The following is a 23036-nucleotide window of genomic DNA, read 5'->3' on the forward strand; positions in this document are numbered from 1 at the left end:
TTTTTATATGTTCAATAATCAAGAAGTTCTAGTTTCGATAGCTATACCATTTTATAATACCGAAAAATATTTAGATCTAGCCATCCAATCCATAATTGATCAGACGTATCAAAATTGGAGATTATTATTGATAAACGATGGTTCTACAGACGCTTCTTTAGCGATTGCTCGTAAATATGAAAACGACCCGAGGGTAACTATTTATTCTGATGGACAAAATAAAAACATGAGTTTTCGATTGAATGAGTTTTCCAAAATAGTGACCACAAAATACTTAGCCAGAATGGATGCTGATGACATTATGCATCCTAAAAAAATAGAAAAACAAATACAACTATTGGAATCTCATCCTGAAATTGATGTTTTAGGTACCAATGCCTATTCCATAAATGAAAACAGTATCGTGGAAGGAATTAGATTAAAATTTCCAAAAGGAGAAGAATTAAGTAAAGTAAATACTTTTATTCATCCCACTATTATTGCTAAAACCGCTTGGTTTATTGCCAATCCCTATGACATAAAAATTGAAAGAATTGATGATAAGGAGTTATGGTTTAGAACCCACAAGAAATATAATTTTCAAATTTTGACAGAACCTTTATTTTTTTATAGAGAGTTTGGCAATGATTATTATAAAAAATATTTTAAAGGATTTAAATACTTGTTGTATGCCTTAAAAAAACACCATTATAATCTAGATTTTTTGAAATTTGGAATACAATATTCTATTGCAGGAGTAGTTTATTGTTTATTTAATTTAGTGGGGAAAGAAAGTATTTTGGTTAGTCGAAGAAATGCTATTAATGTAGATAAACTAACCATTGAAGAAGTTTTAAAAAAAGGTCAATGAGGAAAAAGATTTGTTTTATAGTAGCTACTCCCAATTTTGCAAACATCTATCTAAAGAAACATTTTGAATATTTATCAAAAGATTACGATATCTATTTGGTTTCTAATTTTAAGGGATATAGTTCATTTTATTCCTCTTTTACATTTATAAAAGGAGTCAAAGATTTGGATTTTGAGCGCAAAATTTCCATTTTTAAAGATGTAAAAGCTCTTAATTCTTTGCGAAGATATTTTAAAGAAATTCAATTTGATGCCATTCATTCGGCTACTCCAAAAGCGGGTTTAATAGGCGTTTTGGCAGCTAAATTAGCTGGAATAAAAATTCGAACTCATATTTTTACAGGACAAGTTTGGTATACAAAACAGGGGTGGTTTAAAATGTTGCTAAAAAACATTGACCGATTTATAGTATTTTGCGCTACAGATATTCTCGTAGATGGGCTATCTCAGAGACAATTTTTAATTGATAATGGGATTATCAAAGAAAGTAATTCTCAAGTTTTAGGTAAGGGATCCATTAGTGGTGTAGATGTTGAGAAATTTATTCCCAATTCCGAAATCGCTGCTGTCTATAGAAAAAAATTCAATTTTAAGGATGAGTTTGTTTTTATGTTTTTAGGCAGGTTAAATATTGACAAAGGGCTCTTAGACCTAGCAGCTGCCTTTTTAAAGTTGAACTCTAAATATCCAAACACAAGATTAGTATTTGTTGGTCCAGATGAGGAAATGATGCAACAAAAGATAGAAAAAATTGGAAGTAAATGCCCTTCTATAGTATTTAGTGGTGCTACTACAGCTCCTCAAGATGTTTTACAAATGGCCGATGTATTTTGTTTGCCAAGTTACAGAGAAGGTTTTGGGTCTAGTATTATAGAGGCTTCTTTGCTCGAAAAGCCAATAATTTGCAGTGATACTTATGGGGTAAAAGATGCCATAATAGAGAATGAAACAGGATTTCGACACAAAGTAAAAGATTTAGATTCGATTTTTGAGCAAATGGAAAAATTGATGGATCAAGAAGTACGAGAAACGATGGGAAAAAACGGAAGAGCATATGTGTTGCATAATTTTTCGGCGGAATTGATATCGCTAGAATGGTTAAACTATTATAAAAATAAATTAGCTTGATGGAGACTTGTCAGATTAGTGGTGCATCAGGTTTTGTAGGGTCCAATCTTCAAAGCTATTTAGCTAATGATTTCGTTGTCCTACCTTTATCTGTTCGGTATAAAAAAAATCAAATTATTGAATTGAATGCGGATCATATCATTCATGCAGCGGGAAAAGCACATGAATTAAAGCATTCTCTAGATGATTCAGCCTATTATAAAGCCAATTATGAATTGACTAAGCAATTGTTTGATGCTTTTCTAGGGTCCAATTCCAAAACATTTATTTTTATTAGTTCTGTTAAAGCCGTTACTGACAAAGTAGCTGGGTTATTGACAGAGGAATCTAGGGCTCATCCTTTAACTTCTTATGGGAAGTCAAAGAAATTGGCAGAAGATTACATTCAAAGTCATATAATTCCTGAAGGTAAACAAGTTTTTATTCTGAGACCATGTATGATTCACGGGAAAGGCAATAAAGGCAATTTAAATCTTTTGTTTAAAATAGTCTCAAAAGGATTTCCATGGCCCTTGGGTAGTTTTGAAAATAAACGTTCCTTTTTGAGTGTTGAAAATCTTTGCTATGTCATTAAAGAACTATTAAATCGAACAGACATTCCCTCGGGTATTTATAATCTTGCTGATGATGATGCTATTTCAACCAATGAATTAATTCAAATTATGGGAAATAGCTTAAATAAAAAAACTGTTATTTGGAAAATACCAGTTTCTTACATAAAAATAATTGCTCGGGTAGGCGATTTTTTAGCACTTCCACTCCATTCAAAACGATTGGAAAAATTGACTGAAAGCTACCTTGTGGATAATGCCAAAATCAAACATGCCATGGGCAAAGAATTACCAGTTTGCGCAAGAGAAGGGTTGCTAAATACACTAAAAAGTTTCAACAAATAGTTATGGAATATATTTCAGTATTACTTGGTTTTTTTATACTATTATTGATTTATTTTAAAGTAGCCAATAAATACAATATTGTTGACAAACCTAATTTTAGAAGTGCTCACGTAGATATTACCTTAAGAGGAGGAGGGGTCATTTTTTGGTTTGCGGCATTATTTTATTTCATTCAGAATTCTACTGAAAACTATTTGTTTTTTATAGGAATTACTATTTTGAGTATTGTTAGTTTTTGGGATGACATTCAAAGTCTACCAAATAAAATTAGATTAGCAGCGCATTTTGTTGCTTTTGCCTTGGTTTTTTATGATCTACAATTAGTCAATACTTATGGCTTTTTGATTACTCTGGTATTTTATATTTTAGCCATAGGTATTTTAAATGCTTATAATTTTATGGATGGGATAAATGGAATAACGGGTCTATATACACTAGTTGTATTAGGATCATTTCTATATGTTAATACTTATTTATATGATTTTATAGACAATGATTTTATTCTTTATCCCATGTTGGCAAGTGTCGTGTTCTTGTATTTTAATTTTAGGAAAAAAGCAAAATGTTTTGCAGGGGACGTCGGTAGTATTTCAATTGCATTTTGGATTATTTATTTATTAATCAAATTGATTCTAGCTTCAAATTCTTATTTATGGCTGCTTTTTTTAGCAGTCTATGGTATTGAAACTAGTTTTACTATCTTGCATCGCCTTTATCTAAAAGAGAATATTTTTGAAGCGCATTCATGGCATTTCTACCAATTATTAAGCAATACATATAAGTTCCCTCATCAGTTGACCTCTTTTATTTATGCATTCCTACAGTTTTTAATAGGAATTGGTGTGGTTGTTTTTTATAAAACAACACCCCAAACAACGATATGGTCTATGGTCTTAATACCATTAATTGGATTGTATCTGACCAAGTTTTATTTTTTGAAAAATGATGAGAAAATCAAAACAGAAAAACACTAATTGTTTTTTTGATTAATTTAATTTTTAAAAATAGTCATTCTATAAGTAGATAAAAATGAAAAAAAAGAGAATTTTTATATCTGAAGCTCATAAAGGAGGTAGAGAGTTATTTTTTATAAAAAAAGTATTCAAGGATAATTGGATTGCTACTGAGGGACCCAATATTGTTGGATTCGAAAGTGATTTAGAAGATTATTTAAAGGAAGGAGTTCAGGTTGGAGCTCTGAATTCTGGCACAGCGGCAGTGCATTTAGGTCTTATATTATTAGGGGTAAAAGCGGGTGATGAAGTAATTTGTCAAACCATGACTTTCTCGGCTTCCGCCAATCCAATTCTGTATCTTGGTGCGACGCCCATTTTTGTAGATAGTGAATCAGAAACGCTAAATATATGCCCAATTGCTCTAGAAAAAGCCATTGAGGATCGAATTTATCTCGGCAAAAAGCCCAAGGCTATCATAGCTGTTCATCTTTATGGTATGCCTTTTAAAGTTGATGCAATACTAGCATTATCTCTTAAATATGATATTCCAATTTTGGAAGATAGTGCAGAAGCATTAGGGAGTTCTTACAAAGGGAAAAAATGTGGCACTCTCGGTGAAATCGGAATTCTTTCTTTCAACGGAAATAAAATTATTACCACATCAGGTGGTGGAGTCATTGTCACCAAGACATTGGAAAATAAAAATAGAGCTATTTTTCTAGCTACTCAGGCCCGTGACAATGCAGCTCATTATCAGCATAGTGAAGTAGGTTATAATTATAGAATGAGTAATATTTGCGCAGGTATTGGTCGCGGACAAATGGAAGTTTTAGAAAGTCACATTAGTTTACGCCGGGAAATGCACCAATTTTATGTTGATTTATTTGAAAACATAATTGGTGTTTTGGTTTTTAAAGAACCTTCAGACGATTTCTTTTCTAATTTTTGGTTGACCGCTATACTTGTAGATGAAACTAAAAATGGAGGGATTACGAGGGAGACTTTAAGAGCCGCATTAGAAGTTGAAAATATAGAAAGCAGGCCCTTATGGAAACCTATGCATTTGCAACCTATTTTCGAAAGCTATCCTTATTATGGAGAAAAAGTTGCAGAGACTTTATTCGAAAAAGGATTGTGTTTGCCATCAGGCTCTAACCTTTCAGATGAGGATAGAAAAAGAATATCCGAAACAGTTCTTTTTGTTTTTAAGAAAAAAATAAAGAATATATAATTTTATTATTTAACTAACTAGTCCGATGCTATTTTATCTCCTATTCCTATTGATTGCAAGCTCACTTTTACTAATGGGCTATTTATTGCCTGAAAAAAATAAAATATTTCAGATAGTAACCTTTCTATTGATTGTTGGTGTTGTAGGATTTAGAGATTTTGTCGGTGCTGACTTTGGAGACTATGTAATTTGGTATAATTCGAAAGTAAGGGATCAAGACTTTGCGGTTGGTTATCTCGCATTAATGAATGTTTTCAGAACACTAAACTTAGGTTATACGGCACTTTTCTTTTTCATTGCATTTTTTACTTACTTATTTTTATTTTTAGGAGTTAAAAAATATACTCAAAATCAAAACCTTGCTATTTTTATCTTTTTACTGATCCCCAGTATGTTTTTGTTATCATTGAATACCATGAGGCAGTCATTTGTGGTTTCTATATGTTTTTACGCCTTTTATTATTTGATCAATAAAAAGTATTTGCACTATCTTCTCTTAATGTTTTTGGGAGTATCCATACACAGCACGGTAATTATTCCATTCATTTTATTCTTCCTTGTTTATAGATTTGCTGACAAAATTAAAGTTAGCCATATTTTACTAGTTTTGGTAGGTTCTTTGTTATTTTCACAACTTGGACTAGTACATTATTTTAGTTGGTTTTTTAAAGATTCAAGATATATAGCCTACTTTACTACAATGAAAATTCCCGTAAACCCATTGAAATTAATTATTTTAAATGGAGTGGCAATTTTCATGTTATTTTATTTTGAGGAAATGAAAAGAAAATATTCCAACCAAAAATACCTGATGGTTTTGTTTTTTCTGTCTGTAATAATCACTAATTTTTTTAGTTTATATGGGGATCTAACTCGGATTGCTTATTATTTTAAAATTTTTGAAATACTAGTCATTGCCGATTTTATTTTTTTAAGAACTAAAGAACTTAGGGTATGGTTGTGCAGCGGTTTTATGATTTATTATGTGTCTATTTTTATTTATACTTTGAAGATGGATATAGATAAAGATTATAAATGTAAAATGATTCCCTATAAAAATATTTTATTTGAATCCTTTAAAATAGGAACTTTATTAAAAATTAATTAAACTTGTGCACAACACAAACATACCATGAATTTAGAACAGACCTTTATAAATGATTTAGTTGTCCTCACACCCGCTGTTTTTGAGGATGAAAGAGGCTATTTCTTTGAGTCCTACAGCAAAAGTAAAATGCTTGATTTAGGAATCCAGATCGATTTCGTGCAAGACAATCAATCCTTTTCAAAGAGAGGAACCTTGAGAGGATTGCATTATCAAAATCCCCCATTTGCCCAAACCAAATTGGTTCGAGTGCTTCAAGGGGAAATTATGGATGTAGCCGTAGATTTAAGGAAGGATTCTCCCACTTATGGAAAGTGTTTTGGACTTGTATTATCGGCTGAAAACAAAAAACAATTATTGGTTCCACAAGGGTTTGCTCATGGTTTTTCGGTTTTGAGTGAAACGGCTGTGGTTTCCTATAAATGCGACCAATATTATAACAAACCAAGCGAAGGCGGTATTCGGTTTGATGATGCCAGTTTGAACATTGATTGGGGAATGGATTTAGCCACTGCCATAGTTTCAGAAAAAGACCTGATTTTGCCTGATTTTAAAAACTGTAATTCCCAATTCTAATGCAAAAAATACTTGTAACAGGAGCCAATGGACAATTGGGTTCTGAAATCAAAATGTTAGCACTTCATTATCCGCAGTTCGATTTTATTTTCACTGATATTGACGATTTTCCTTTAGACCAGTCGGAGGTGATTATTTCCAATTTCAATCGCATTCAACCCGATATAGTTATCAATTGCGCTGCTTACACTGCTGTGGATAAAGCGGAGCAAGATACTGTAGTTGCCGATGCCATCAATCATTTGGCCATTGCTACTTTGGCTAGTTTGTGTTCTGAATCAGGAGCAAAACTGGTACATATTTCGACCGATTATGTTTTTGACGGCACTTCGCCAGTAGCCTATAAAGAAGACGATCAGCCGAATCCAAAGAGTGTTTATGGAGTCACCAAATTGGCCGGAGAAATCGCTTGCTTAAAAAATTTTCCAGACAGTATTATCATCAGAACTGCTTGGGTATATTCGGAATTTGGAAACAATTTTGTCAAAACGATGTTGCGATTGATGAGCGAAAGAGACTCTTTGAGCGTCGTTGATGATCAAGTGGGTTCGCCTACTTATGCGGCCGATTTGGCTCAAGTCATCTTAACTATTTTAGATAGTGCTACATGGGAATCGGGTATTTATCATTATTCGAATGCTGGCGAAATCAGTTGGTTTGATTTTGCACAAGACATCAAAGAAATAGCTCAAAAAACTTGTAAAATCACAGGAATTCCTGCCTCAAATTATCCGACTCCTGCCGAAAGACCCGCTTATTCTTTATTGGATAAATCCAAGATTAAAGCGGTTTATGGCATTGAGGCTGTAGATTATAAAATCAGTTTAAAAAAAATGATGGAGAGGCTAGATTAGAAGTTAGAAGTAGTTGTTTTTTATATCAAATCCAATATTAATTTCATAACCCTTAACCCTTAATTCATAATCCTAAATACTATGAAAGGAATTATTTTAGCCGGTGGATCCGGAACCCGATTGCATCCTTTGACTTTGGCCATGAGTAAACAAATGATGCCCGTTTATGACAAACCGATGATATATTATCCTTTGTCCACTTTGATGATGGCGGGGATTCACGAAATATTGATTATTTCGACTCCACATGACTTGCCTCATTTTGAGAAGTTATTGGGTGACGGTAAGTCGATTGGCTGTCAATTTAGTTATGCCGAGCAAGCTATTCCGAATGGTTTGGCGCAAGCTTTTGTTATAGGAGCCGATTTTATTGGACAAGATAGTGTGGCTTTGGTTTTGGGGGATAACATTTTCTTTGGAGCCAATATGGGTGAATTATTACAATCGAATACACAACCCAAAGGAGGCGTAGTATTTGCTTACCACGTTTCAGATCCTGAGCGTTATGGAGTGGTTGAATTTGATAACAACAATAAAGCGCTTTCAATTGAAGAAAAACCATTAGTACCCAAATCGAACTATGCTGTTCCGGGTTTGTATTTTTATGACAATTCGGTTGTGGAAATCGCCAAAAATATTCAACCCAGTCCGAGAGGAGAATATGAAATTACCGATGTAAATAAGGTCTATCTTGAAAAAGGAGCTTTAAAAGTGGGGATTTTAAATCGAGGAACTGCTTGGTTAGACACGGGTACCTTCAACAGTTTGATGCAGGCTGGACAGTTTGTACAGGTTATCGAAGAACGTCAAGGATTAAAAATTGGATGTATAGAAGAGATCGCTTGGCGTCAAGGGTTTATTAGTGATGAACAGCTTAAGGAATTGGCTGAACCCCTTGTAAAATCGGGTTATGGAACCTATTTACTACAATTGTTGAAACATAAAAAATAGAATTCAGCTGAACTAGATTTTGTGTTCGCTATTTTAATCCAGAATCCTATTTAAATCCCGTTAGTTATTAGGCTAACGGGATTTTTTTGTTAAAAATGTAAAGTCCTGAAATAGCGATACACAAAAAAGTATCCTATGGAATCATTACAAGAAACTTGCTATTTAAAGCGTACGCAAAAAGACTATACTATGTCTTTTAAATTTTCAATAGATTCTTAAAAAAAAGGATCAGAAAGTATTATTTTTTAATTACTTTACTACTTTTCTCCAGAGATCCTTGTTTGATAATCATTAGGTATACACCAGGCAAATAATTGCCACCTAATCGCTTGGAATTGATTTCAGATGAATTGATGTTTAGATTTTCAATAATTCTTCCAGATATGTCATATACTTTTAATTCAATTGGGTCCAAGGTCAAGGGAGTTAGATTTACATTGAATTCTGAATCAAATGGATTTGGAAAAGTTGTAATTTCAAAATCAGAATTAACATTTATAAACACGGGTTCAGAGGCAATTTTAGTGCAAATGTCACTAGATATAATTACTCTAAAATAGGCATTATCTGTTAACCCAGTTGCTATATATTTTGAGGATGAAGAGAAAGGAATGTCGGTAAAATTATCTGTTAATGAAGCGGCTTTTTGCCATTGAAAACTTGTCCCTTTGTACCCTTTTAATGTCAATTCTGTTGCATTTAGTTTTTTTGAAACGTTTTTATTCCCCCCTTCAATGAATCCTGAAACGGGAGGAGGATTTATAGTAATTTGAACTACTGGGCTATAAACAGCATTACAACTGTCTATACTGTTTGATACTCTAATCCATGTAGTCTCTTGTAAATCAGAAGCTAAAAAAAGGTGTCCTATTTCGCCAGGAATATCATTAAAGCCACTAGATGCTGAGGTAGTCGAAAATTGCCATTGAATATCTCCTAAAGAACCCTCGCCATAAACAAGTACTTTACTACTTCCTTTACAGGCTGGTGATGCGCCAGTAATTAATTTTGCAACAGGTGTAGGACTGACAAAAATCACAACTGAATCTGTCATTTCAGATGCACAAGCACTACTTGATAAAACAGCTCTGAAATGAGTAGTAGCGGTTAATGACGCTGCCGTATAAGTTTCTTTGGTAGCCGAAGGGATATCTACAAAAGTACCAGAAGAGCCATTAACATCTGGGGCTTTTTGCCATTTAATAGTGCCTTCTTGGTTGTTTAAAGACAATACAGTGGAATTTAGAGATTTGCAAACTGTATCGCCGCCACCTTCAATATTACCAGCAATGGGTAGCGGATTGACCAAAACTTTTACAGCAGGGCTAAATACAGAATTGCATCCTCCACTGGAATTCATTACCCTAAACCAAGTTGATTCCTGCAAATTAGTTGCTGTAAATACTAATCCAATTTCATTATCAATATCATAAAAATCATCGGTGCTTGATGTTGTAGAAGACTGCCATTGAATGTCTCCGATAGAATCTGAACCATAGGTAAGTTTTATATTGTCACCAAAACAAACCGTAGTAGCTCCAGTAATTAATTTTGAAATGGGTGTTGGATCAACAATAATGACGACTGGATCAGTACTTTCTGACAAGCAATCTCCGCTGGTTACAACTGCTTTAAAATAAGTAGTAACAGCTAAAGAATTTGCTTTGTATGTTGCAGCAGTGGCATTTGGTATTGATGCAAAAGGGCCAGCAATATCAATAGATTTTTGCCATTGAATTTTTCCTTCATAATCAATCAAAATCAATTCTGTTGTATTTGAGCTTTTACAAACATTGATATCCCCACCATCAATATATCCGGCAATTGGAAATGGATTTACGACTACTTGAACAGCTGGACTATAACTAGGATTGCAGGCGCCACTAGTATTTCTTACTCTATACCAAGTCGTTTCTTGAATATTGACTGCGTTATAAGTTTTTTTATTCTCAAAATCAATATCATAAAAATCAGCAGTACTCGAAGTTGTCGAGAATTGCCATTGTATATCTCCTATCGAGTCTGTTCCGTATGTAAGTGTCTTATTTCCTCCAAAACAAAGCGGAGATGCTCCTGTAATTGTTGAAGAAACAGACAAAGGGCTGACGGTTAATGTTGCAGTATTTGAAGTCAAACTACTAGACCCATTAGTAACCACAACTCTATATAGAGTTGCATTAACAGGCAAAGTAGCCGTTTTGACAATATATAAAGTAGCCATAGAATAATCACTATAGACATTAGCTGCATTTAAATTATTTATTGTTGTCCAATCTGCAGTAGGTGTTTTTAGTTGCCAAATAAAACTATCTGTTGGAGAAACGTTTGCTACTGAGATATATATAGACTCTCCTGTTTTGCTGCAAATTGTTGCATTTTCGATTGTAGGATTTTGAGCAAATCCCTTAACAGCTGAAAAAACAAGAATAATTACTATTAATTTTAATGTTTTCATAATCATCGTTAATTTAATAAAAAAATTGATAATCGATTTGTCCCTTTAGTTGAAAATCGAAGTAAATCAACTATTTTATATCTTACATCTTTTGAATTAATTTTTATTTTGTACTAGGTATTTATTTAATCTTTAATAAATCTCACAGAGAAACCATAGTTTTTATCATCATAGCTTCTGCAAACATTATTGGAATTGTATCCTAAGCTTCTATACCAAGCGATATCCGAATCGATACTAGTAGCACTCCACCAATAACCGTATTCACCAATAAAATAAAAAGTTCCATAGCCGATGCGTATTCCAGCAGGGAGAGCAGTAAATAAACTGCTGTTGGTCGTTTCGGGACTCGTATCTGCCCAATGTGTAGCACCTATTTCTTTCATTTTTCCTCCTGTATTTGAACCTAAACTATTTGTTAAAATAGTCCATTCCCCATCAGTGGGAATATGATACCCCTTTGGAACAATTTTCTTTCTTAAAGCGGTGTCATTAAACGATGCAACATCGTATATTCCAGCAATAGCATACCAATTGTATAATTTACCAAATTCTATCCCAAAAGAGGTGTTTTTGCTGTAATAACACCAAGCACCTGTGTTCAAGGTTGACCATACGGCTGGATCATTTACTTCAGGAATTATTGTGCCATCACTATACTTTGAAACTTTTAGATTTTCTTTAAACCAAGTTTGTTTTCCAATGACAACAGGATTATAAACATTCCCATCAACATCAATAACAGGAACATTGTCAGGGACTTCTGAAGTGTTCTCTTCCTTTGAGCATCCAATTAATAATAGTATCACAATTCCTAAAAATACATTTCTCATAGCTCTATTTATATTTTTCAAGCAAAAATATATTTATAATATGCAACGAGTTTAAAAATGAATTTATATTAAAGTAAAGATAATGTTAAGTTAAAATTGGAGATAATCTTTAAAGGAATTGAAATTTTAAAAAATGAAATGAAGGTAATAAAGTTGCTATTTCAATTTTTAATCAAATTCGTTTTTGGGCTAACTAAGGTTGCTTATTCAAATTCTAAGAATTACAACTAGTATAAATGGGATAGTCTGAGAATTATTTATTAAAAATTGCAAATTAGCCAATTTTTGATTCAGAGCTTAGGCTTGTACCTAAGAATTCTAAATACCTTACACTTTTTCAATACCTCCTTGTTTAAAACATAACGAAAACATAACACCTATTAAAAAAAGAATCTTAATACAGAAATCTAAATTGCTTTCAAAATTCACAAAAGATGAAAAAACAATATTTTATAGCGCTATTGGTTCTGTTTAACAGTGTTTTAGCTGCGCAGACGATAGTTTTTTCGGATGCTGCTTTCAAAGCAAAATTATTGCAATCAGAGGCAGGCTCAACAATTGCGAGAAATTTATCTGACGATTATTTCGCAATTGATGTTAATAATAATGGTGAAATAGAAATTACCGAAGCATTACAAGTTGCCCATTTAAATATAGAAGGTTCCTCTATTAGCTCCTTAATTGGAATTGAAAACTTCACCAACCTTATTTCTTTACAATGCAGCAACAATCAGATTAGTAATTTGAATATTGACAATTTAACAAAAATAACAGACTTGAATTGCAATAACAATATTATAAATACGCTCAGTTTGACTAGCGCCGTCAATCTCGAAAATTTATATTGTCAATCTAATAAACTAACATTATTGAATGTAACTAATTTAACCAATTTAGTAACACTAGATTGTAGTTATAATCAGTTGACTATGTTGAATTTAACTAATGTTACTAATCTTCAATCTTTGATTTGCAATAGCAATTCCATTTCTACACTAAATTTAAAAGACTTAATTAGTCTGTTAACGCTTGAATGTAGTAGAAATATGCTTACGTCGCTTGATTTAAGTACGATAAGCAATATCACAAGTTTAAACTGCAATTACAATCGACTTTCGACTCTAGATGTTAGTACTTTGCTAGATATTACCAGTTTAGACTGTACAAATAATCAATTAATATCTTTAAAAGTTGATGGATTGACACGGCTTTCTTCCTTAAATTGTAATTATAATCTGCTTACTGCATTAAATGTGAATACTTTGAGTGCTATTACTTTTTTATATTGTAACAATAATAATTTGCAATCCATACAAATAAAAGGACTTATGAGTCTTAAAGTTTTAGATGTTTCTAAAAATCAAATTTCAACTTTAGACATCAACGGATTAACTACTCTTCAATATTTGTATTGCAACAATAACAAGCTGGTTACATTAGACGCAACTAACCAAATAGCATTGCAATTTTTATTTGTATATGACAATCTACTCAATAGTCTTTTTATAAAAAATAGCAGTAGTGAAAGTTCTTTAATTTTTTCAGGAAATCCAAATCTTAATTATATTTGTGCCGACGAGTCAGAAATAGCATTTGTTCAAGAAGAAATCACGAACAGTGGTTATTCGAATTGTTTTGTAAATAGTTATTGTTCTTTTGGGCCAGGTGGAAATTATTACACCATCGAAGGTCATAACAAACTGGATAATAATGCTAACGGTTGTGATGTCTTGGATGTAAATTTTCCGAATCTTAAATTGACTTTTGCTGATGATGCAACCACCACTACTTTTATTCCAGATTCGACAGGAATTTATTCCTATAGTGTAAAAGGAGGTTCTTATATAATAGTGCCTGTGCTTGAAAATCCAAGTTATTATTCTATTTCACCAGCCAGTACCTCAGTAACTTTTCCTAGTGAAGCAAGTCCTTTTCAAGCCCCTTTTTGTATCACCCCAAATGGCAACCATACGGATTTAGAAATCACTATTTTATCTTTAGAGAATGCAAGGAGTAATTTTGACAGCACGTATAAAATTGTCTATAAGAACAAAGGAACCGTAACTCAATCTGGAGTAGTAAATCTAACATTTGATGCAGATGCTTCTAATTTGGTCACTGCAAATCCTAGTGTTTCTTTACAAAATACAAGCAATTTGAATTGGAATTTCACCAATATACTACCACAAGAAACTAGAACTATTCTTGTAACCTTCAAAGTAAAACCCTCTGTTGATAAGGGCTATTTATTAAATTTTAATGTAGCTATTACGTACACCACCGATGAAACGCCAAATGATAATAGTGCCAATTTAAGTCAAGTTGTGGTAAATTCCTTAAATTCTAATGACAAAATTTGTTTAGATGGCAATACCATTTCGCCTACAAAAGTGGGTGATTATTTGCATTATATGATTCGATTTGAAAATTCTGGGTCAACCAATGTTCAAAATATAGTTTTAAAAGATCTCATTGACCCTACGAAATTTGACATTACAACACTTGAACCTTTAAACGGAAGCCACGTATTTACAACAAAAATTTCAGACAATACTACCGTAGAATTTATTTTTCAAAACATCAATTTACCTTTTGATGCAGGTAACAATGCAGGTTATGTTGCATTCAAAATCAAAACTTTACCTGCTCTTGTAAACGGGGATGAAATAACCAATTCAGCAAGTATCTATTTCGATTATTATCAACCCGTTGCTACAAATATAGCAGCAACTAGTGTTCGGGCTTTGCAAATACAAGAGCATGATTTGGCTAATTTTTTCACCATTTACCCTAACCCAGTAAGAAATATTTTGACTATTGTGGATGAATATAAAACCGAAATTAGTTCCATAACTATTTACAACACACTTGGACAATTAGTTCAAACTTTTATAAATACAGCTAATACTACGTCAGCAATTGATGTATCACAGCTTAGGGCTGGTCTCTACTTTATCAAAATAAATTCAGACAAAGGGAGTGCAACTTCCAAATTCATAAAGGAATAATTTTGAAAAAATATTGACAATCAGAGAAATAATGATTTTTACTATCTAAAAAAGAGGCCAATTGTTATTAAGCAATAATTTTCTTCCCTAATTAAAAACCCAAAGTCATCCATACAAATCATTTTATAAGAAATGATTTCAAAATTAAAATCGGATACATCCAGACTAGGCTGAACCTTTAGATATTATAGTCTCTTTTATTAATCGAAAAGGCGCATACGATTATCATTGTGAGTTAACATAAATTTAATTTTGAGAAGTAAAAATTAACACTGCCCACAAGTTTAAAACAAATAAAGATTGAATATTTGTTCCCAAATAATTCTAAAGAATTTGTGTTGTTTGATTAAAATTATTTTGGTTTATTATTACTAATTATTGAGGCTAACCATAAGCAAATTTACTATGTTTAACTATTATATTGACTTATCCGAACGAATTCTTAAAAGAGCAAAATTAGAGGAGGATACCACTTCTCTAAGAAAAGAACTATATTATATAAGAGTTAGTAGTTTGGAAGGAAAAATAAATACCGATGAATTAAAGAAATTTTTTTGGGTCAATATTTACAATGCCTACCTCCTAATAATGACTCAAGAGCAAATACAAAATGAAAAAATTTTCAAAATAAAAAGGATTAAATTTTCTTGTTATCTTTTATCTTTAAACGATATCGAATATGGAATTTTAAGATTACATAAATACAAAATAGGCTCATTTAAAATATACAATCTTTTTTATCCCAATTTTATAAAAAAACTGGCTGTTGAAAAATTAGACAGTACACTCATTGTACATTTAAATAAAAGCATTTTAACCAACCTATCGATTATAATAAAATGAATTTTGATAATTTTAAATAAAACAAATAAAATTTATTTTCCTCTTTCTAAATTCTATCTATTAAATGCCAATTTACAAAAAAACTTCTATCAAGGTCAGTGATTATTTATATTCAAAAACCTCATATCCAAACACTAATGACCAGGAAATTTAATGAAAATCAAAGCAAACCATACCGACAATTTAAATAAGATGATTCAACCACAAAAAAAAATCCTGATACTCATTGTAGGGCTTTTATTATTGAGTTCATGTGCTTCAAAAAAAGATGTTTTATACTTTAATGATATCAATTTGAAAGAGCAAGATGAAACTGTTTTTTCTGATGGAAAAATTCAAGCAAATGATATTTTAAGTATAGTTATATCTTCAAGTTCTCCGGAATTAGCTTCCATTTATAATACAAATCAGCCCGCTTTATCCACTATTAATGGTTATCTAGTAACAATCGAAGGTGCAATTACTCTTCCTATTTTAGGAAAAATTAAAGTAAAGGACCTAACATTATTGGAACTTGAGAATCTTTTAGTTCAAAAATTGATTGCTGAAAATCACTTATCCAATGCAACAGTTACTGTGCGATTAACAAATGCAAAGTTTACCATTCTAGGTGAAGTAAAAAACCCAGGTACTTTTACTTTTAATGAACAAAACATTAGCCTTCTTCAGGCGTTAGGCTATGCCGGTGATTTGACTATTAATGGACAAAGGCAGGATGTATTAATAATTAGAGAGGAGAACAATAAGCGAACTTACACGACTATTGATTTGACCTCAAAAAAGTGGTTTGACTCTCCATATTATTACATCAAGCCAAATGATGTCATCTATGTCAATCCTAATGGGCCAAAAGTAACTACATCAGGTTATGTGCCTAATTTGACCAATTTACTTGCAGTTGTTTCAATTGCTATTACGACCGTTATATTACTAACAAAATAAATCATTCCATTGGAAAGTAAAAAAAACAATTTCAACATTCAGCAAGAAATATTAAAATACCTTTCTTATTGGAAATGGATTCTTTTGTCGGTATTTATGGCAATAGCCATCAGTTTTTTTTATTTAAGGTATGCCAACGATGTATATCAAACCAGCGCCAAAATTAAAATCCTAGATAACTCAAATACGGCTTTTAAATTACCAACAGATAATATTTCTATTTTTGGAAATAATGAGATTAGCAAAGGAAATGAAATCGTAATAATGAAATCTTCCCGAATAATAGGTGCTGTTGTTGATCGTTTGAACTTGACAACAGAAATTTATAGTGTAGGAAGAATTAAATCTATCGAAAAATGGAAAAATGTACCCTTTAGCGTAATTTGGGCTAAAGAAAATGATTCCTTGTCTAAAAAACAGATTTTGCTTCAAATTGTGTTGACAAAAAGTGGCTATGTGATAAAAGGAAGTGGTGTAGAATATAAATTTGGGCAGACCAATTTTAGTGCTGCCATTCCCTTCAAAATAATGCTTAAAAACAAGGAATTATTAAATAGAACCAATGGAAATGAATACCAAATAGCTTTAAAAACAAGAAAAAGTGTTATCCAATCTATATCGAGTACTATTGTCATTGATTATGTAGCTAAACAAAGCGACATCTTAAGCCTTACTCTAAATGGATCAAACAAAGAAAAAATTAGTGCTATTGTCAATACTTTAATTGATGTATTTAATCAAGATGGTATTCAGGACCGACAACTTGTATCCAAAAAAACTATCGAATTTGTTGATGATCGATTTAATTATCTATTTAGGGAACTGGATTCAATAGAAACCTCTAAAGCCAATTTTAAAAAGGAAAAAGGGTTTAGCTATATTGAATCCGATGCTACTGTTTTAATGCAAAACAATAATGATTCGAAAGCAAAAGTGCTCTTTTCTAATACACAAATAGTATTAGCAAAATTGATGATGGATGCTTTGAATAAAAACAAAGGTTTAGAATTATTACCCTCTAATATTGGAATAGAAAACGGTGAAGTAAATGGATTGGTTACAAATTACAACGAACAAATTTTAAAACGCAATAAGCAAATACTTGCTGGCGGGGGAGAATCAAATCCTATAGTTAAGGAAACAACAAGTTTGGCTTTACAAATAAAAAATAACCTAAGGGCCTCCCTGATTGGCTATCAAAATGTATTGAAATTCAACGAAAAGGAATCCATAAGAATTAGTGGTGTTGAAAAGGAAAATTACAGTTTGGTTCCTTTTAATGAGAAAGGCATTCATTCCATCCAAAGGCAGCAAGCCATAAAAGAATCTTTGTACATTTTATTGCTGCAAAAAAGAGAAGAAGCAGCCATAAATTTAGCTATAACAAACCCCTCTATTAAAGTTGTTGATTTTGCAATTTTTTCTACAAGCCCCATCGCACCAGACCGAAGCTTAATTTTTATTGCAGCACTTCTTTTGGGTTTATTAGTTCCTATTGGGTTCATTTTTGTTTACTATTCATTAGATACTAAAATAAATAATAAGGAAGATTTAGAGTTATTACTACCCGGTGTTCCAGTAATTGCAGAAATCCCTTTTATTGAAACAGAAAACAAAACAATACGGTTTTTGGATCGATCCATATTATCTGAATCTTTTAGAATCCTACGAAATAACCTCAATTATATTAACCCTAAAACAGACCGAGGTTCTATAATATTCGTTACTTCAACGATAAAAGGAGAAGGAAAGACATTCGTCTCCTTAAATTTAGCAATTACACTTTCAACACTTGGTAAAAAAGTAATTTTAATTGGAGCTGATTTAAGAAACCCACAATTACATCGAAAATTAGATCTTGAACGACCAAACCTAAAAGGGATTACTAATTATTTATATGATACAAGTATAAAAATAGATGATATAAAAGCGAGTCATTTACCAGATACTAATATTAATTTTGACATCATTTTTTCAGGTAATATCCCCCCAAATCCTGCTGAATTATTATCAAATGGTCGATTTGAATTGTTATTGAATGAAATAAAAAACGACTATGATTATATTATTGTTGATACTGCTCCCACCTTATTAGTTGCCGACACGACTCTAATTACACATTTAGCCGATACGGTACTTTATGTTACTCGTGCGAATTTTACCGAAAAAAAGCTTCTTAAATTTATCTCCAATTTAAAGACGTTAAACACGATTAAAAATATGGGTATTATTCTAAATAATGTAGGACAAAATAAAGGGTACGGATACGGTTATTCTTATAATTATGGGTATGGATATGGCTATGATAATGACCCAATTGTTAACACATCTTTACAATATAAAATAAAGAAATGGTTTAGGAGTGTTTTAAAAAGTAGTTAATTGAAGTTTAATTCATTCAACATAAAAAAAGCAAAGACTCCGTCTTTGCTTTTTTATTCTTAGTTCAATTCATAAAAAAATGAAGTTTGCTTAATTGATAAATGCTTTTTTCAATGGAATTGATTCCTACTAGAGACTACTAAATTAGAGTTAGTACGTTTTAAACTTTAGATTTCCACTATTGATTTTGATTACTTTATTTTTTTTCAAAATCTTTTCATTTTTTGCTGCTGTTTCAACAAGGTTATTATACTTAATAATTTTTCCTGGATTGCCAACAACTGTTGCTCTGTCAGGAATATCATTTATGACTACCGTACCAGCTCCTACGGTACACCATTTACCGATTTTTATCCCAGGAATTACAATGACTCCCGCGCCTAAATGGGATCCTAAGCCAATGCTAACGTTTCCTGACAAAGTAACATTTGGTGAAATATGGACAAAATCGTCTATACAACACTCGTGTTCTATTATAGCTGCTGTGTTAATAATCACGTGATTTCCAATTTTTGCATCGGCATTGATAATCGCCCGTAGCATAATCACAGATCCAAATCCTACTGTTGCAGATGGTGAAACAAAAGCCGTTTGGTGTATGCTGCTAAAAAAATTATAATCACTAAATCTCAAACTAATATTTTTTCTTGTTAGATTGTTTCCAATGGCTATAATCAAAGCTACATCGGGCGCTGGTTTTACTATACCGGTAGCGTTAACTATCGGTATATAGCCAAGATTATCACTTTTTGGTGCATCATCAATAAGTGCTTCAATTTTACAATTAGTATTTAATACCAATTCTGTAACTGCCTTACCGTGGCCACTGGCGCCAAAAACATATAGCTTTCTATTTTCTTCCATAAAAGGGCTCTATTATTGTGCTGTTTGTGGCGTTAATATCTTCAACATTAAACACTTTTTGTAGGGTCTTAAAAATAATTTTAATGTCTAAACCTAAGGATTGCTGTTCAATATACCAAAGGTCATATTTTAACTTAGTATCCCAACCTATTGCATTTCTTCCATTAATTTGTGCCCAACCTGTAATTCCTGGTTTTACATTGTGTCTTTTTTTTTGGGGTTCCGTATAGAAGTTCAAATATTCCGGTAATAGGGGTCTTGGACCCACTAGGCTCATATCTCCTTTAATTACATTTACCAATTGTGGAAGTTCATCTAGTGAGGCATTGCGAATCCATTTTCCTATTGTTGTCAGTCTTTTCGCGTCTGGTAGTAAATGGCCATTTGCATCTTTTTTATCGTTCATCGTTTTGAACTTCATTATTGTGAATAATTTCCCTCCAATTCCTGGACGTTTTTGAAAGAAAAATACAGACCCCCTATTAGCAAAAAATAAAAAGATAAAAACCATACAAAATAATGGGGATAATGCAATTAATCCAAAAAACGCAAAATTAAAATCCAAAAAAGGTTTGAGACACTTTCTATAGATACTCCATTTTTTCTTGTTTTTCTGTTTTATCTCTACTTGTTTGTATTCTTCCAAAATAGCATTCCACATTTTTTTTTGTTCGTATCGAGAGATTATCATTTCTCTAGCATTCGATTGTAGCACATCAAAAAAATCTTTTTCATCAATTAATTTAAAAACAGCTTTTACAATTGCTTCACTATTTTTTACAGGAATTATAATCCCGTTTTTTCCATCTATTATAATTTCGTTGCACCCATTTATATCAGTTACAATGGAGGGTAAGCCCATAGCACCAGCTTGCAGGACAACATTAGGAAATCCTTCTCTATAACTAGCAAAAACTAATGCTTTACTAATAGCCAGATAGGATCTAATATCATTTTGATACCCTACAAAAAGAATGTTTTTGTTTGCTTCTATCTCTTCTTGGGTGGAGATATCAAGCGGATCTAAATCCTTTTCTTCCATGCCCACCAAAAGGAGTTTTACCCTTGAATTTTGTTGTATTATTTTTTTGAAAGCTAGAACAACTTCGTTAATTCCTTTATCCCCAACTAAACGTCCTAAAAAAACATAAACAAAATCTTCCTCTTCAATACCCAACTCTATTTTTAAGAATTTTTGTCTGGTTTGTGAAACTTGTTCTGGCGAAAAATGTTTTGTGTCGATTCCGTTTGAACTCCCATTACCAATGATTTTCAATTTTATAGGGTTGGTAAATTGGTTTGCCACAATAAAATCATACAACCCTTTTGAGTTAGGATATACCCTAGTAGCACATTTATAAGTAAGTTTTTCAACCCTTTCTAATAGATTGCGTTTCATTCCTTTTGCTTCCATCAATGGCAATCCGGCTACCGTGTGCAATCTAATTGGTACACCGGCACATTTTGATGCAATCATTGCTAGTATTCCTGCTTTTGGGGTGTGTGAATGAACGATTAATGGATTTTCTCTTTTTAGAAATAAATACAATTTTACAACTGCTATTGCATCACGAATGGGTGTTATTTTGCGTGACATTTCAATAGTAAATGTTTTCACACTTTCTTTATTTCCGATTTTTTTTAAATAGTCCTCTTCTGAAGCTACTGCGGTCACTTCATAAAAGGAATTCATATAATTTAATTGGCCGGATAACAATAAATCTAATGAGAGAGGCACGGTAGTGATTCGTATTAATTTATTATCCATTTTTTTTATATCCATATACGGTGATCCGATACTATTTATTAGAGGCATTACACTCATTGCTACATTTAAAAAAATAATAAAAACATTAATTTAAATCTGGCATAAATGCAACGGCAAGGCTACTTTTTAATAAAATTAATACCAATATTCGAGGTATATATACTCTATTAAAAACCTTTACAATAATTTAAAACGGAGATGGATTATGCTATTAAAAACCGTATAAATTGTTAAGAAATAACAATGATTTATGCCTCGGATTCTAGCGATTGACGGTATGAAAAATGCCAAAAGATATAAATAATCAAACCGGGTAAAAACATATTTCGCATTCGAATAATAATACCTAAATTTCCCAAAGTTTGAGAAAAGGCAAGCGTACCAATGATTAAAAAATAAACCATTCCTTGAATAACAAATGGTGCACTTTTAAAAGTCTGCAAAGGTTTGTTTTTAAGCACCGAAAAAGATAATATTAATAATAGTAAATTTTCAAACGATGCTAAAAGGGCAGGAATTCCATTAATGTCAAAAAAGAAAGGACGGTAGAGAAAAGTAAAAACCTTAAGAGGAAAAGGATAGGAGGAAATATCGACAGAAGAACCGGTGTGAGACCTACTCAACAAAGCTCCTTTTTCTTGTGAAAATTTATCAAAACTATCCAAAGAGGCTTCTTCAATTTTAGCAAACTCCAATACCTTTGGAACAATGGCTATGGCAATAGCAATCATCACCCCAAAAAATAAAACACGTTGTACCAATGAAATATTTCGTCCTGAAAAATAAGCGATACCAAATCCTAAAAGCATAAACAATGTGATGTGGGGTCTAATAAAATAGGACAACGCTAATCCCAAAACAATCATTGGCATTCTCTTGATAGGCTGAATTAATCCATAAATAAAGATTGCAATACAGAAAAAAAGCAAAGTGTCTTTACCAACACCACAACTCCAAAAATGCAAATTAGGAAGGAAAAACAAAAGCGGAAATAAATAATACTCTTTATATTTTGGGTCATTTGGAATCAATTCAACCGCCATCACATAAAAATAGGCCAATCCAATGAAACCAATTAAACTGTATAGCATCGTCCCTGTAAAATAGGATAAATCTAAAACATTGGATGGATAATAATTTAAGGCAAAAATAAAATATGTTCCCTGATCTTGGGTTAATGAATAGATAAAATCAGTGTAAGACATCAATTTAGCTTGTTTCCAATAGCCAATTGCATCACCCTGAACAAAAAAACAAAAATAAATTCCAAAAAGTATATGAAAAAGAAACAATTTTTTTAGCGTCTTCAAATTCTCTACCGAGATTTTTGCTGCAAAACTTTGAATAAATAAATACCCTACTACAAATATTAAAGCTAAAATTAAAATATTCATA

At 32.0% G+C, this 23036-nt stretch carries 18 protein-coding genes and 1 pseudogene; 13 read left to right on the top strand and 6 right to left on the bottom strand.

All coding sequences use genetic code 11. The annotated features are described in order from the left end of the window. The first annotated feature begins 7 nt into the window (after positions 1-7). The 9 genes from FNW17_RS09390 (at position 8) to rfbA (ending at position 8546) form a co-directional block, all read left to right on the top strand. Positions 8-850, top strand: a complete 843-nt coding sequence (locus FNW17_RS09390) for a glycosyltransferase family 2 protein (RefSeq protein WP_144071502.1) — start codon at positions 8-10, stop codon at positions 848-850. Continuing rightward, a complete protein-coding gene (locus FNW17_RS09395; protein ID WP_143389622.1) occupies positions 847-1977 on the top strand; it encodes a glycosyltransferase family 4 protein in 1131 nt (376 codons plus the stop codon). Before FNW17_RS09390 ends, FNW17_RS09395 begins: the two co-directional genes overlap by 4 nt. Then, entirely contained in the window at positions 1977-2873 is an 897-nt protein-coding gene (locus FNW17_RS09400; protein WP_143389623.1) for an NAD-dependent epimerase/dehydratase family protein, read from the top strand. The genes FNW17_RS09395 and FNW17_RS09400 overlap by 1 nt, the downstream gene beginning before the upstream one ends. Before the next feature lie 2 nt (positions 2874-2875). Further along, the gene (locus FNW17_RS09405) at positions 2876-3847 is read left to right on the top strand and encodes an MraY family glycosyltransferase (RefSeq protein WP_143389624.1); all 972 of its coding nucleotides are present in this window, start codon (positions 2876-2878) and stop codon (positions 3845-3847) included. Positions 3848-3902: 55 nt separating this feature from the next. Beyond that, entirely contained in the window at positions 3903-5060 is a 1158-nt protein-coding gene (locus tag FNW17_RS09410; RefSeq protein ID WP_143389625.1) for a DegT/DnrJ/EryC1/StrS family aminotransferase, read from the top strand. A 25-nt stretch (positions 5061-5085) separates the two neighbouring features. Next, entirely contained in the window at positions 5086-6168 is a 1083-nt protein-coding gene (locus FNW17_RS09415) for an EpsG family protein (protein ID WP_143389626.1), read from the top strand. A 24-nt stretch (positions 6169-6192) separates the two neighbouring features. After that, on the top strand, positions 6193-6741 hold the full coding sequence (rfbC, locus tag FNW17_RS09420; RefSeq protein WP_144071503.1) for a dTDP-4-dehydrorhamnose 3,5-epimerase: 549 nt from the start codon (positions 6193-6195) through the stop codon (positions 6739-6741). Beyond that, a complete protein-coding gene (gene rfbD, locus FNW17_RS09425) occupies positions 6741-7595 on the top strand; it encodes a dTDP-4-dehydrorhamnose reductase (protein WP_144071504.1) in 855 nt (284 codons plus the stop codon). Before rfbC ends, rfbD begins: the two co-directional genes overlap by 1 nt. Before the next feature lie 81 nt (positions 7596-7676). Then, positions 7677-8546, top strand: coding sequence for a glucose-1-phosphate thymidylyltransferase RfbA (gene rfbA, locus FNW17_RS09430; protein ID WP_143389629.1), 870 nt, complete (start codon positions 7677-7679; stop codon positions 8544-8546). Positions 8547-8784: 238 nt separating this feature from the next. Here rfbA and FNW17_RS09435 read toward each other — a convergent pair whose 3' ends face one another. Beyond that, positions 8785-11001: a T9SS type A sorting domain-containing protein gene (locus FNW17_RS09435; protein WP_185965289.1), complete on the bottom strand. Its 2217-nt coding sequence runs from the start codon at positions 10999-11001 to the stop codon at positions 8785-8787. A 125-nt stretch (positions 11002-11126) separates the two neighbouring features. After that, positions 11127-11834, bottom strand: coding sequence for a fibrobacter succinogenes major paralogous domain-containing protein (locus tag FNW17_RS09440; protein ID WP_144071506.1), 708 nt, complete (start codon positions 11832-11834; stop codon positions 11127-11129). A gap of 434 nt (positions 11835-12268) precedes the next feature. Here FNW17_RS09440 and FNW17_RS09445 point away from each other — a divergent pair, with 434 nt between their 5' ends. From FNW17_RS09445 to FNW17_RS09460, 4 genes are all read left to right on the top strand, one after another. Continuing rightward, positions 12269-14842 (top strand): DUF7619 domain-containing protein, encoded by a 2574-nt coding sequence (locus tag FNW17_RS09445; RefSeq protein ID WP_144071507.1) that lies wholly within the window; start codon positions 12269-12271, stop codon positions 14840-14842. A gap of 405 nt (positions 14843-15247) precedes the next feature. Further along, positions 15248-15685 carry a DUF547 domain-containing protein gene (locus tag FNW17_RS09450; RefSeq protein ID WP_143389633.1) on the top strand — a complete coding sequence of 146 codons (438 nt, stop codon included), beginning with the start codon at positions 15248-15250 and terminating at the stop codon, positions 15683-15685. A 192-nt stretch (positions 15686-15877) separates the two neighbouring features. Next, positions 15878-16627: a polysaccharide biosynthesis/export family protein gene (locus FNW17_RS09455; protein WP_235893264.1), complete on the top strand. Its 750-nt coding sequence runs from the start codon at positions 15878-15880 to the stop codon at positions 16625-16627. A 9-nt stretch (positions 16628-16636) separates the two neighbouring features. Further along, positions 16637-19009: a GumC family protein gene (locus tag FNW17_RS09460; RefSeq protein ID WP_143389634.1), complete on the top strand. Its 2373-nt coding sequence runs from the start codon at positions 16637-16639 to the stop codon at positions 19007-19009. Between the two features lie 150 nt (positions 19010-19159). Here FNW17_RS09460 and FNW17_RS09465 read toward each other — a convergent pair whose 3' ends face one another. The 4 genes and pseudogenes from FNW17_RS09465 to FNW17_RS09475 form a co-directional block, all read right to left on the bottom strand. Then, on the bottom strand, positions 19160-19873 hold the full coding sequence (locus FNW17_RS09465) for an acetyltransferase (RefSeq protein WP_143391772.1): 714 nt from the start codon (positions 19871-19873) through the stop codon (positions 19160-19162). Further along, positions 19860-20465 (bottom strand): sugar transferase, encoded by a 606-nt coding sequence (locus FNW17_RS16525; protein WP_262710849.1) that lies wholly within the window; start codon positions 20463-20465, stop codon positions 19860-19862. Before FNW17_RS16525 ends, FNW17_RS09465 begins: the two co-directional genes overlap by 14 nt. Positions 20466-20576: 111 nt before the next feature. Beyond that, a pseudogene (locus tag FNW17_RS09470) lies at positions 20577-21698 on the bottom strand (glycosyltransferase family 4 protein); the annotation flags it as partial. 191 nt (positions 21699-21889) lie between these two features. Further along, positions 21890-23035, bottom strand: a complete 1146-nt coding sequence (locus FNW17_RS09475; protein ID WP_144071509.1) for a hypothetical protein — start codon at positions 23033-23035, stop codon at positions 21890-21892. Position 23036: the final 1 nt, after the last annotated feature.

This window comes from Flavobacterium franklandianum, from assembly GCF_007097365.1.
Lineage (GTDB): Bacteria > Bacteroidota > Bacteroidia > Flavobacteriales > Flavobacteriaceae > Flavobacterium > Flavobacterium franklandianum.

What these genes read in the sequence shown, in the direction of transcription:
- FNW17_RS09465 (WP_143391772.1), bottom strand. Translation starts at nt 19,873, where the DNA reads ATGGAAGAAAATAGAAAGCTATATGTTTTTGGCGCCAGTGGCCACGGT.
- FNW17_RS09400 (WP_143389623.1), top strand. Translation starts at nt 1,977, where the DNA reads ATGGAGACTTGTCAGATTAGTGGTGCATCAGGTTTTGTAGGGTCCAAT.
- FNW17_RS09450 (WP_143389633.1), top strand. Translation starts at nt 15,248, where the DNA reads ATGTTTAACTATTATATTGACTTATCCGAACGAATTCTTAAAAGAGCA.
- rfbA (WP_143389629.1), top strand. Translation starts at nt 7,677, where the DNA reads ATGAAAGGAATTATTTTAGCCGGTGGATCCGGAACCCGATTGCATCCT.
- FNW17_RS09415 (WP_143389626.1), top strand. Translation starts at nt 5,086, where the DNA reads ATGCTATTTTATCTCCTATTCCTATTGATTGCAAGCTCACTTTTACTA.
- FNW17_RS09435 (WP_185965289.1), bottom strand. Translation starts at nt 11,001, where the DNA reads ATGAAAACATTAAAATTAATAGTAATTATTCTTGTTTTTTCAGCTGTT.
- FNW17_RS09390 (WP_144071502.1), top strand. Translation starts at nt 8, where the DNA reads ATGTTCAATAATCAAGAAGTTCTAGTTTCGATAGCTATACCATTTTAT.
- FNW17_RS09455 (WP_235893264.1), top strand. Translation starts at nt 15,878, where the DNA reads ATGATTCAACCACAAAAAAAAATCCTGATACTCATTGTAGGGCTTTTA.
- rfbC (WP_144071503.1), top strand. Translation starts at nt 6,193, where the DNA reads ATGAATTTAGAACAGACCTTTATAAATGATTTAGTTGTCCTCACACCC.
- FNW17_RS09475 (WP_144071509.1), bottom strand. Translation starts at nt 23,035, where the DNA reads ATGAATATTTTAATTTTAGCTTTAATATTTGTAGTAGGGTATTTATTT.
- FNW17_RS09405 (WP_143389624.1), top strand. Translation starts at nt 2,876, where the DNA reads ATGGAATATATTTCAGTATTACTTGGTTTTTTTATACTATTATTGATT.
- FNW17_RS09440 (WP_144071506.1), bottom strand. Translation starts at nt 11,834, where the DNA reads ATGAGAAATGTATTTTTAGGAATTGTGATACTATTATTAATTGGATGC.
- FNW17_RS09410 (WP_143389625.1), top strand. Translation starts at nt 3,903, where the DNA reads ATGAAAAAAAAGAGAATTTTTATATCTGAAGCTCATAAAGGAGGTAGA.
- FNW17_RS09445 (WP_144071507.1), top strand. Translation starts at nt 12,269, where the DNA reads ATGAAAAAACAATATTTTATAGCGCTATTGGTTCTGTTTAACAGTGTT.
- rfbD (WP_144071504.1), top strand. Translation starts at nt 6,741, where the DNA reads ATGCAAAAAATACTTGTAACAGGAGCCAATGGACAATTGGGTTCTGAA.
- FNW17_RS09395 (WP_143389622.1), top strand. Translation starts at nt 847, where the DNA reads ATGAGGAAAAAGATTTGTTTTATAGTAGCTACTCCCAATTTTGCAAAC.